We start from the raw sequence: 12,836 nt of genomic DNA on the forward strand, positions 1-12,836 counted from the left end.
AGAACATTTGGGTCATAATGGGGATATTAATAATAAGGAATAACCTTAATGACCAACTCCCTTTTAAAAGCTGCATTACCACTAAGTTTAATTACTATTTTATCGGGCTGTGGCTCTGATGATAGCTCTAGCTCAACAGGCTACATTCAAATGTATAATGGCTCGTATAACAGCCCTTACACACGTTTGTTTGTTGAAGAAACTGAGCGTTCAGGCGCTGATTTTGCTGATGTAACAACTCGCCATAATTACAGCACAAGTACTTATGATGTAAGTTTTGAGTACTTAGATGCAAACGACAGCTACATAACAATTAGCGATCAAGAAATATCGATTAAAGGCGATAAAACGCAGTTAATCGTAATGAGTGGCGACTTTGCTGAACCTACATTTACAGAGCTTAGTGTTCCTATTTCAAGCGATACAGGTGAGTTTAATTTAGGCTTTTTTAATATTACGGGTGAAGACACCAGCTACGATATTTACATGGCTACCGACGACGGTGTTTTTGAAAGCGCGACGTTATTTGCTTCTGCACAATATTTAAATGAGCTTGATTTACAAGGTGTTGATGAAGGTTATTACACTATTTATATTACACCTGCAGGTAGTAGCGATGCGGTGTATGAGTCGGCATCTGTTTATTTATATGACGAAGCAAGTTATGTGGCAATTATTCGCCCAAGCTACGCAACAGAAGATGACGGTATTACACTCGATGTAGTAACCGACAATAACTATGTAACTGAGCTTAAGCATCAATCTGCATTAGGGCAGTTACGCTTTATTAATACGGTTGATGATTACTCGCCTGTAAGTTTTTCGACTACACGCGGTACAACTGTAAATACAACAAATACGGTAACAAGCGATTCATACACAGATTATGTTGAGCTTTCGCCTAATAGTTACAGTGTGGCTATGTATGATGAGGCAGGCACTAAGCTTGCTGATAACTTTTTAATGACACTTGAGCGTGAACAAAGTGCGGTTGGTATTTTTTATAACGACGCTGATAATGGTTTACGTATGATGAGCGTTGAAGAAAACCTAACACCAAGTAGTTATAGCCATACTGTATCGGTTGTAAACCTTATTGAAAGCTATGCTGGGCAGTCGGTTTCAGACATTGATGTGTACTTTACACTTAATGGCGAAACAGTAGACGATACAACTAACGTGGTTGACGGGCTTGATAAATACGATCAAGAAGAGCAGGTTGTAGATAACGAAATTTACACTGTTTATGCTGTATTTGAAGATAACGGTCAGCAAATTGTGCTTATTCAAGAAGGCGATATGGACTTTACTCAAGAGGGTAACTACATATTAATTTTAGAGCATGATGAAACAACGAGTTCTGGTTATAAAATGACGTTAAATCGGACTATTACCGACAGCGTTGACTAAATTTAAATAAATTAAGTAACTCAAAGCCTAAGCGTGTTAAATGCTTAGGCTTTTTTATAAACAAAATATACATATACAGATAAACATAGGTACACTAAGCAGGTAAAAAATAACAATAGAGTGTGCCATGGATGATTTAATTGGTTTAGCAATAATATTTATATTGGTTGTTTTAGCGGGCGCTATTTGCGGTTTAATTGCGCTTATAAAACTAAGTAATTTAAAGCATGAGGTTGTACTTTTAAAAACAAAAGTGTACAACTTGCAACCCAATACTGCTGGGCAAAACACTACAGCAGTGCAAAACAATGCTCAGTCAGCAAATTTGCATACCTCCCAGGTTTCAATGCAATCAGTTAATTCATCAAACATCCAAAAGGGTGATGAGTTACTAACTGAGCAAACTATTAAACCAACTATTAGTTCTAATTCTGAACACGTTACTCAAACAGTTCACCCAGCAAGTGCTAAACCCCAATCAGGTCATACAACAAAAGCTAAACCGGTAAAGCCATCTTCTATTGAGTTGTTATTTAATAAACTACGAGCAGGGTTTGAAGAAAACTGGATGACCTGGATAGGCGCAATAGCGCTTGCGTTTGGGGGCATATTTTTAGCTAAATACAGCCTAGAAGCTGGATTACTATCGCCTGTAATGAGGCTGAGTTTAGGCGGCTTATTTGGGCTGGGCTTAATTGCAGCTGCGGCTTATTTGCATTATAAACGTATTGTATTTGAAGGCTTTAATAACTACATACCGGCGGCGCTTGCCAGTGGTGGGTTTATTACCTGTTTTGCTTTAACGCTTTTAGCATACAGTAATTACAATATGCTTAGCCCAACAGTGGCATTTTTTGCACTGGCAGTTATTGCAATTAGTGCGAGCGCTATGGCACTTAGACTTGGTCCGTTATTAGCGGTATTAGGTATTATTGGTGCTTATAGCGTACCAATATGGGTTAATACAGGCAGCGGTAACTTGTTTGCGTTATTTATGTATGTTGGTTTTGTAAGTTTATCGGCTGCGTTAGTTGCGCGTAAAGTACAACGAATTTGGCTTTGGTATTTACTATGGGCAGGGCACATTGGTTGGTATTTAGTGGGCTTTTCATTATTTAAAAATGACACTATTTGGCTTATGGGTGCGTTTGCATTACTAAGTGTTATAGGCTTAATTGCGATACCTCGTTTGGGCTTAAAATTAGATGTTATTGAACATCGACCACACAGTTTAAAGCGCCTAATAAAAGTGTTTCCTGATCATCTATTACTTGTTGCTTTAATAGCACCGCTTGTATTTGCGATGGCTATTGATTCTTTTGATATGCAATGGCAGGTAATTAGCTTAATAAGCATTGTTGTTATTTTATTTTTAGTACTTAAAAATAGCCGCTGGGATTTATGGCAAGGTGTAGCGCTAGTGACTGCTACGGTATTAGTGCTCAGTGCAGAGCAAACCCAATTTACCCCTGAGCTATTTGGTGACGCTTTATTTATATTTAAAAACGAATATGGCTTAGGGATATTACTAGGGCTTGCGCTTACGGCTTATGGGCTTTACTACGGTAAAAAGCAATCTAAACGTTTGGCTTTTCATATTACCGCTGCATTTAGCTTATTTGTAATGATAGGTACTTTATACGCAATAATTCCAAATTCGGCGTTAAGCACCGCATACCCATTTTGGGCCGTAATTTTGTTTTTAGTCAGCGCCGCTTTAATTAAATTAGCGCAGCAAGGCACTACACTTTGGCAGCGTTTTACGTATTGGGTTGGTGCTAATGCTAACATTACGCTTGCCATAACTATGCTATTAAACGACAGCGGTTTAACTATAGCGCTTGCCGTTCAAGTGTTGCTTATAAGCGTACTGGTTAAACGCCATAATGTACCTATGCCGCACTGGCCTATAAAAGCGCTAGTAGCTGTATTATTACTGCGGTTGACTGCTGCACCATGGCTAGACAATTACGATGCACTAACTATATTGGGCTTGCATTGGAGTATTGTGGTGTATCCGTTATGTACTGCGTTATTTTTTGTAGCGGCCAAGTGTTTTAACGAATCTAAAATGAAGGTATGGCTAGAGGGCGCTGCGCTGCACTGTTTAGCACTTTTTATTACCACCGAAACAAGTTATCAGCTAGTCGGGCATTATCCGCAATTTGATTCACTTAGCTTTTACGAGCAAGTGCTACTTACCTGTAACTGGCTTGCGCTTGGGTGTGTGTATTTACACAGAGCACGCATTGCTGGCAGTTTAACTAAGCTGTACCAAGTTGCGGGCTTTGCGCTTGCAGGGTTTGCGGGGCTTTTTGCACTAAAAACACTGTTAGATAATAATCCATTATTTGAATCTATTTATGTTGGTGAGTTGCCATTATTTAACTGGTTATTGTTATTGTGGTTAGTGCCTGGTGGATTAACGCTTTGGCTTTCAACATTTATAAAGCCTATTAACGCTAAAGCGACGCCGTTTATATTGGCTATTGCTGGCGCATTTGTTTTGTTAGCAATAAACAGTTTTATTCGCCAATACTGGCAAGGACCTTATATTTATTTATCAAAAGGGGTAAGCGATGCAGAACTTTATAGCTACTCTGTTATTTGGTTAGTATTAGGTGCGGGTACGGTTATTTTTGGTCATCTTAAAAATCAGCTATTAATACAAAAATTAGGCTTAGGTATATTGGCTGCCGTTATTGTAAAAGTATTTTTAATTGATATGGCTAACTTGGAGGGCTTACTTAAAGCGCTTTCGTTTATTGGTTTAGGGCTTTCGTTGGTTGGGTTAAGCTGGTTATTTCAAAAGCTTAGAAGCCGAGTTAGTTAAGTAAACAGAACTCAGGTTAAGAAAGTTAACTAAAGCAAAGCCCAGTATTAATACTGGGCTTTTTGTTTTGTGCCGGTAAAAGTTAGCTAATAGTTATTGGTATTAAGTACTGTGGTTAAGCAGTGCTTTTAGTTTTCCTGGTTTAATTGGCTTACTTAAATAATGAATATTGGCGGCTTTGGTTTCTTGTTTAAGTTCTGTGTCGCGCACTGCTGTAATTAAAATAGCAGGTACTTGGCTTTGCCATATTTCACGCAGAGTTTTAATAAGCGTTATGCCATCGCAGTCATTACCTAATTGGTAGTCCATTAAAATAACATCGGGTGCGCCGTTTTCTTTAGCGTGCCTTAGCACCGTATCTACGTTATCAAATAGTGTGTAATTAGCCTGCCATTTTTTAAGTAAGCTTGCCATTGCAGCTAGGTTTTCAGGGTCGTCGTCTACGGCAACAATATTAATTGCTGCACGGTTTTCTATTAGGCTGTTTGTAGTACTTTTTTGTTGTACAAACTGCTCGTCGCCATAAGGTACTTCAATGCTAAAACGGCTACCTTTATTAGGCTCAGAATGCACATCAAGCGGCAAACTTAATAAGTCAGCCATACGTTTTACAACACCTAAGCCTAAGCCTACGCCTTTGTTATCGCCCGACTCAACACGGTAAAAGTCGTTAAATATTTTAGCTTGCTCTACTTCGCTAATACCAGGGCCTGTATCCCATACTTCTATTCGTAAATTGTGCTTTCGGTTCCTACAGGCAATTAATACACGGCCATTATCGGTGTATTTAACTGCATTAGAGACCAAGTTTTGAATAATTCGGCGTAAATAGGTTATATCGCTGTGCACAATTTGTTGGTTAGAACGCACACTAAGCTTAAGGCCTTTATCACTTGATAAAATAGCGTACTCACTTTGCAGTGGCGCTAAAATATCTTCAATATAAAAGTGGCGAGGGGTTGGGGTCATAGCGCCTTGTTCTAGCTTGGCTATTTCAAGTAGTGCCGACATTAAGTGCACGGTTGAATCGAGACTGTCGCCTAATTTTTCAAAGCTGTTTTGGTTAGTGCTATCGAGTTGCTTTTCGTCAATGGCAGCAAGGTATAAACGTGCTGCGTTTAACGGCTGTAAAATGTCGTGGCTCGCCAGTGCTAAAAAGCGCGTTTTACTGTCGTTGGCTTGCTCTGCTTCTCGTTTGGCTAAAGTAAGTGCTTGCTCGGTTTGTACACGGCTATCTATTTGAGCTTGTAAGTCTCTATTAATGGTTTGCACTTCTTGAGTTCGCGCTTCTATGCGGTTTTCAAGATCCATGTTTACTTCTTCAAGCGCATTTTGCGTACTTATGTGATTGGTAATATCCGAAAAGCTGGTAACAAATCCGCCATCGGGCAGCGGATTACCAATCATTTCGTATACTTGGCCATTACGACGGTGGCGAATAAAGTGATGCGAGCTACCGTATTTTAAATGCTGCACACGTTTTTCTACTTGGCGTTCTATTTCGCCAGGGCCACATTCACCACGGTTAGCGTTGTATCTAATAATATCTTCTATGGGTTGGCCTACTTCTAGAAATCCTTCAGGGTAGCCGAACATTTCGCTGTAGCGTTTATTCCAAGCTACTAGCTTTAAATCTTTATCGACAACCGAAATACCATGGCTTAAATTTTCGAGTGAGGTAAATAACAGATTTTGATTAAATTGCAGCGCTTGTGTGGTTTCGTCAAAAAAGTTTACAACTTCTTCAAACGCCATACGCTTACCCGACGATACCGTATGTATTAACGCTTGTGCGGAAGATGCGCCCAGCACGCCTGTTAACGCGCGTTCGCAGTAGGCTATAAATTCAGGCTCTGGGTGTGCGTTGTTATCGCTCAAGTGATGGGCGAGCGCGTAATGCGCCAATACTTGTTGGCTGCGCTGAATACCTAAAAAGGTTTGCAGTAGTATTTTAAAGTCGTAAACAGTGGCTTTTACGTCTTTATTTAAGCGCCTTGATAAAATAGCCTGATCTTTAGGGTTAACAAAAGCAGCTGCCTGAATCTTATCAATTAAGCGCTCCTCAGCCCCAAGTGAAAAACTAATATAACACCCAATATTGGCAAACAAAGCTATCAAGGTTCCGCGTGTTATAAGCGTTTGTTGTAGCTCGCTATCAAGCGTTGCTCCGGCATCGAGTATTGGCAGCATTAAAAATAGTACCCAGCAAATAAAGCCCGCTACTAAACCTGCATAAACCCCATAAGCATGGCCTTTTCGCCAGTATAAACCGCCCACAATAGCGGGTAATAATTGAGTAACAAGTGAAAAAGCAACTAAGCCCATACTTGCCAGTGCGCTGCTATGGCCAAACCATTGCTGATAGAAATAGGCCAAAATTAATATGCCTGCAATAGCAAAGCGCCTTACAAGTAAAATTCGAGACTTATAACTGGTAGTAATTAAGTTGCGTTTAAATTTACGACGTAGCATTAGGGGTAATACCACATCGTTTGAAATCATTGTGCTTAATGTAAGCGTTGCTACCACTATCATTGCGGTGGCGGCCGATAAACCACCTATAAATACAAAGGTGGTTAAAAAGGCGTTGTCGTTAATTAACGGTAGGGCAAGTACAAAGCTATCTGGCGAATAGCCGCTGCCAATTTCAGGATGAATAGCCGCAGTAGCAATAGGTAAAATCATTGCGGCAGTTAATAATAAATACAGCGGAAAAGCCCAGCGAGCGGTAAGTAAGTGGCGTTTGTTTTGGTTGTCGACCACGGTTACATGAAACTGGCGTGGTAAACATATAATAGCCGCCGCAGCCATTAAAGACTGGCCAATAAAGTTAAAGCTAAAGAAGTTAAAGTCGCTCCAATGGGCCCAAATCGACTCGGTTACTTTATTTGAAGTAGGCTCTGGCATATTAAATAAGGTGTAAACAGCAAGGCCTGCTACAGCAATAAGTGCAATAAGTTTAATCATCGATTCAAACGCGACAGCAAGCATTAACCCAGAGCGATACTCTGTTACGTCCACTTTGCGGGTACCAAAAAATATTGCAAATAAGGCCATAATTAATGTGGCAGAAAGCGCGAGCATATCACCTGATATTTTATTACTGTTTTGCAAAAGTAAAAAGCTGGTACTAAGCGCTTTTAATTGCAGTGCAATATAGGGAATAGTCGCGAGTAAGGCGATTACAGTAACCATAATCGCGGTAGTTTGGCGTTTGCCGTAACGAGCTGAAATAAAGTCAGCAATAGTGGTTATGTTTTGTTTTTTGCTTACCAGTACCAGCTTACGTAAAAACCCTTGGCCGAATAAAAACAGCAGCGCAGGGCCCAATAATATTGGCAAATAACTCCAACTGCTGGTGGCGGCTGTACCCACTGAGCCGTAGTAAGTCCAAGAGGTACAGTAAATCCCAAGTGAGAGTGAATACACAAAAGGGTGATGGCTAATACGCTTCGCCAAAGGGGTTGTTTTATCGCCCCAATTGGCGAGCCAAAACAGCACACCTATATAACTTAAAGCAACAATAATGAGTACGGCAGTCATGTTGTTATTAAACCTTATTATTTTAAATAGTCCCTCAACCCTATGAGGGATTAACACAATACCAGAACTGAGGTTAAGTGTGAGGCTTGAATTTAAAATAAAACTTTCATTTTATTTCTATCTTATTGAATATTAATAACAAAAATAAAATCATCTCAAGCATTAGACTAATGTCGCATTAATAACCAACTTACCAATTTAACAGTAAAGCCAATTCAAAAAATTAAGCTAACCAATTGAAATAAAATGAAAATGTATAAAGTACGTTTGAATGATAAATACAGTTTACGTAAACGTTAACAGGCTGTTACGACTATGGTCTCAATTCAATATGTAACCAGCGTTGCTAAATTGGTAAGCGAAGATAAAAAACCACTCATCGCGATATTGCGGTGCTTAAAGGGGAAAACAAAAATGGCTTTTAAAGATGAAGAACAAGCAAAAGCTTATTGGGCAGAAAACATTTCGCTGTTATTTAAACTATTAGCAGTGTGGTTTATCGTGTCTTTCGGCTTTGGCATATTACTGGTTGATGTACTTAATGAAGTGCGTTTTTTTGGGTTTAAACTTGGCTTCTGGTTCGCCCAGCAAGGCGCGATTTATACCTTTGTTGCTTTGATTTTTGTGTACGTTTTCAAAATGAATACGTTAGATAAAAAATACGGCGTAGACGAATAGGAGCTAAGCAATGGATGTTCAAACACTCACGTTTATAATTGTTGGTTTAAGCTTTGCGCTTTATATCGGCATAGCAATTTGGGCCCGTGCGGGTTCAACTAAAGAGTTTTATGTAGCAGGCGGCGGCGTACCTCCTCTTGCTAATGGTATGGCAACGGCTGCTGATTGGATGAGCGCCGCGTCGTTTATTTCAATGGCGGGTATTATTTCGTTTGCAGGTTACGATGGCAGCGTTTACTTAATGGGGTGGACAGGTGGTTATGTACTATTAGCCATGTGTTTAGCGCCTTACTTACGTAAATTCGGCAAGTTTACTGTGCCAGACTTTATTGGCGACCGTTACTACTCACGCACCGCGCGTTTAGTGGCAATTGTATGTGCCATATTCATTTGTTTTACTTACATTGCAGGGCAAATGCGTGGCGTAGGCGTCGTATTTTCACGCTTTTTAGAAGTAGAAATTGAAACCGGTGTTTACATTGGTATGGTGATTGTATTCTTTTATGCGGTACTTGGCGGCATGAAAGGCATTACCTACACACAAGTAGCGCAGTATTGTGTACTTGTATTTGCCTACCTTGTACCAGCCATTTTTATCTCGATGATGATGACGGGTCATTTCTTCCCACAAACCGGTTTTGGTGCCACATTAATTGGCAGCGATGGCGTGTACGTACTTGATAAACTAGACGGCTTAAGCGCTGAACTTGGTTTTGCGCAATATACCGAAGGCTCTAAGAGCATGATTGACGTGTTCGCTATTACTGGCGCGTTAATGGTAGGTACTGCTGGTTTACCACATGTAATTGTTCGCTTTTTCACTGTACCTCGCGTAAAAGACACGCGTATTTCTGCAGCATGGACACTTGTGTTCATCGCGATTGTTTATACTACAGCACCTGCGGTTGCAGCCTTTGCTCGCGTAAACATGGTTGATACTATTAATGGTAAAGACGGTAGCGGTACAGCTTACGCAGAAGCACCTGGATGGATTAAAAACTGGGAACGCACAGGTTTAATTACATTTGATGATAAAAACGGCGATGGCAAAATGTTCTACACGGCGGGTAAAATCACCGATCCGAACAGTGCTAACGAAGTAAACGTAGACCGCGACATTATGGTATTAGCAAATCCAGAGATTGCTAACTTACCAGCATGGGTAATTGCACTTGTAGCTGCTGGTGGTATTGCCGCTGCACTTTCTACAACAGCAGGTTTACTACTGGTTATTTCGACCTCCGTTTCGCACGATTTACTCAAGCGAACTCTCAAGCCCGATATTACCGACAAGCAAGAGTTACTTGCAGCGAGGTTGGCAGCCATGGTCGCTATTGTTATCTCCGCGTACTTTGGTATTAACCCGCCTGGGTTTGTGGCATCGGTAGTGGCATTTGCATTCGGCTTGGCGGCAGCGAGTTTCTTCCCAGCAATTATTATGGGTATATTCTCTAAAACAATGAACCGTGAAGGCGCCATTGCAGGCATGGTAACGGGTATTGGCTTTACCGCTGCGTATATCATCTTCTTCAAGTTTGTTAGCCCAGAGCTAAACAGCCCTGAAAACTGGTTCTTAGGTATTTCGCCTGAAGGTATTGGCTTAATTGGTATGATTATTAACTTTGCAGTAGCTGCAATTGTTCTTAAGTTTACTAAACCTACACCGGTTGAAATTCAAGAAATGGTTGAAAGCATTCGTAACCCTAAAGGGTCTGCAGAAGCACACGACCACTAGGCTACAATTTATAGATATAGTTTAGAAAACATAAAGCACCCAAAGCCCGACTTTAGTCGGGCTTTTTATTTGTTTAATAAATAAGTACATTAGATTGGTACATCACCATTTAAAGAGCGAATACAATGAGTGTAGAACAACAAGAAATAGCCCAATACGTTTGTTTGCAAGCGCCTTTTACTATGCTTGATAGCAGCGCATACGAATATTTTGTAAATCATCTTGATATTATTTACCTCACCCGCGAAAACCAGACTCAGTGGTTACAAAGTGAAAACCCTAAACTGTTTTTAATTCGCTCTGGTTTGTATGACCTAGTTGATGGTAAGGGCGATGTTGTTACACGCTTGGCGCAAGGTGACTACTTTGGTTTTCCGTCGCTGTTAACCGGTGAGGCAATTCAAAATAGGTTGGAAGTACAAAAAGAGGGCATAGTGTATATGCTCTCTCAAACGCACTTTGATTTTTTACGCAGAGAATATAAATCGTTTGAGCAATACTTTGTACGCGCTCATGCTAACCGGTTGCTGTCATCGCATTATAAAAGTAAAAACGATAGTTGGTCTGAACGTAAAATATCAGAGCTGATGACCCGCACAGCAATTACACTTTCGCCCGATGCAAGTATTAGACAAAGTGCTAAAAAAATGAAAGAGCATGGCGTATCGTCAATAATGATAACGCAGCACGCGCACTTAGTAGGGGTGGTAACCGACCGCGACTTACGTAATCGAGTACTTGCCGACGAAGTAGATCCACAAGACGCAGTAAGCAGTATTATGACCGCCAAGCCTAAGTTTATATTTGAAAACAACCGGGTGTTTTCGGCGCTGCACTTAATGCTTAAATACAATATTCATCATTTGCCCGTGCTTGACGAAAACCATAACCCTATAGGGATGATAACCAGCACCGATTTACTGCGCCAACAAAAAAGCGACCCCGTACAGCTTATTGGGCGCATATATAAAGCGCATACTGTTACTGATTTAAAACGCTACGCTAAAGAAATTCCCGAACTTTTGCGTGGTTTTTCGTACAACATTGACGACATATCGCTCATTGGTAAATTACTCAGTGGTTTAACCGATGCGCTTACATCGCGCCTTATTCACTTATTTCAAGAAGAGCATGGCGCAGCGCCAACCAGCTTTAGTTTTATTTGCTTTGGCTCGCAAGCACGAGAAGAACAAACTCTGCATTCAGATCAAGACAACGGCTTATTACTCCCTAACGACTTAACCCCCGATCAACACGCTTACTTTAAAAGCATGGGAGAGTTTGTATGTGAAAACTTAGTTGAGTGCGGCATTAGGCGTTGCCCAGGTAATATTATGGCAAGCAGCGATGAGTGCCGGATGAGCGTAAACGACTGGAGCGAGCGCTTTTTTAAATGGATAAAAAGCCCTACTCCTAATGCAATGCTCAACTGTAAAATATTTTTTGACCTGCGATTTATTGAAGGCTCAAATGCTTTATACACCGCTTTTTGCGAGCAACTAATTCGTATATCGCGTAACGACTTATTCTATGCCGCAATGGCAACGGACATAAGCAGCAACAGCGTGCCAATTGGTTTATTTAATAAATTTAAAACCGAAAAAACAGATCAAAATAATAAATACATAGATTTAAAAAAACGCGGTGTCGTAATTATAAATGACATAGTGCGGTTATACGCTTTAAAAGCGGGTATTAGGCGCGCCAACACGCAAGAGCGATTAGACGCACTACTAAAACATAAACTGATCAGCAAAGAAGATATATACAACCTAAAAGACTGCTGGCGGTTCTTAACGCAGCTTCGTTTGAGTACACAAATAAACGAAGAGGGCTTACCGAGTAATTGCATTAACCCTAATAAATTAAACTCACTAGAGCGCCATCAACTAAAAGAAGCGTTTTACCTTGTTAAACAAGCGCAGCAAGCCGCCGCGTTTAAGTTTGCTCGCGGCAGTTTATAATGATGGATTACTAACATGGTAAAAAAGCTGCTCACTCGGTATTTAAAGCGCCGTAAATTACTAGGTAAAAATGCCTTACAACAACGTTATTTGGTGATTGATTTAGAGCTCACTGGCCTTGATGCAAAACAGCACGAAATTGTATCGGTAGCGTGGGTGATAATAGATAACCAATGTATAAAAATGAGTGAGTCACAGCACCTTATAAATAAAGACGTAAAAAGCCTTGAGCAAAGTCCTGTTTTTCATGGAATTAGCGACGATGCTATAACAAAAGGACAGAGCTTGTGCAGTATATTAACGCAACTAAGCAGCCACTTTAGTGATTGTATTTTAGTGTTTCATAATGCCATGCTCGATTGGGGGTTTTTAAAAATAGCGCTTAAAAATGCCAATATAACTATACGTCCTAAACTCATAATCGACACACTCCATATTGAACAAAAGCGCTTACTCCATCATTCAACTGAAATAAAACAAGATGATTTAACCCTTAATGCATGCCGCACACGTTATGAGTTACCAAGCTATCATTGCCATCATGCACTGACCGATGCACAAGCCACCGCCGAGTTACTGCTAGCCCAGTGCCATCAAATAAGCCGTGGTAAAGAGCTAAAAGTAGGTGAGTTGATGTAGGTTGGCTGTAGGCGGGGCTTTATGCCGCGCGAGA

The 12,836-nt window shown here is 40.5% G+C and carries 7 protein-coding genes; 6 read left to right on the plus strand and 1 reads right to left on the minus strand.

Features of this window, described 5'->3' with window-relative positions:
- Positions 1-48 precede the first annotated feature (48 nt).
- The gene (locus AAEY68_RS11240; RefSeq protein ID WP_024593705.1) at positions 49-1,410 is read left to right on the plus strand and encodes a hypothetical protein; all 1,362 of its coding nucleotides are present in this window, start codon (positions 49-51) and stop codon (positions 1,408-1,410) included.
- Between the two features lie 127 nt (positions 1,411-1,537).
- A complete protein-coding gene (locus AAEY68_RS11245) occupies positions 1,538-4,243 on the plus strand; it encodes a DUF2339 domain-containing protein (protein ID WP_024593704.1) in 2,706 nt (901 codons plus the stop codon).
- A gap of 102 nt (positions 4,244-4,345) precedes the next feature.
- Here AAEY68_RS11245 and AAEY68_RS11250 read toward each other — a convergent pair whose 3' ends face one another.
- The gene (locus tag AAEY68_RS11250) at positions 4,346-7,786 is read right to left on the minus strand and encodes a PAS domain-containing hybrid sensor histidine kinase/response regulator (RefSeq protein ID WP_350585935.1); all 3,441 of its coding nucleotides are present in this window, start codon (positions 7,784-7,786) and stop codon (positions 4,346-4,348) included.
- A 414-nt stretch (positions 7,787-8,200) separates the two neighbouring features.
- Here AAEY68_RS11250 and AAEY68_RS11255 point away from each other — a divergent pair, with 414 nt between their 5' ends.
- From AAEY68_RS11255 to AAEY68_RS11270, 4 genes are all read left to right on the plus strand, one after another.
- Positions 8,201-8,464, plus strand: coding sequence for a DUF4212 domain-containing protein (locus AAEY68_RS11255; RefSeq protein WP_007377498.1), 264 nt, complete (start codon positions 8,201-8,203; stop codon positions 8,462-8,464).
- 10 nt (positions 8,465-8,474) lie between these two features.
- A complete protein-coding gene (locus tag AAEY68_RS11260) occupies positions 8,475-10,199 on the plus strand; it encodes a sodium:solute symporter family protein (RefSeq protein WP_007587184.1) in 1,725 nt (574 codons plus the stop codon).
- Between the two features lie 125 nt (positions 10,200-10,324).
- Entirely contained in the window at positions 10,325-12,163 is a 1,839-nt protein-coding gene (locus AAEY68_RS11265; protein WP_350585937.1) for a DUF294 nucleotidyltransferase-like domain-containing protein, read from the plus strand.
- Between the two features lie 15 nt (positions 12,164-12,178).
- On the plus strand, positions 12,179-12,802 hold the full coding sequence (locus AAEY68_RS11270) for a 3'-5' exonuclease (RefSeq protein WP_350585938.1): 624 nt from the start codon (positions 12,179-12,181) through the stop codon (positions 12,800-12,802).
- The last annotated feature ends 34 nt before the right edge of the window (positions 12,803-12,836 follow it).

It is taken from the genome of Pseudoalteromonas sp. RB2-MNA-CIBAN-0110 (assembly GCF_040309305.1).
Taxonomy (GTDB): Bacteria; Pseudomonadota; Gammaproteobacteria; order Enterobacterales; family Alteromonadaceae; genus Pseudoalteromonas; species Pseudoalteromonas arctica.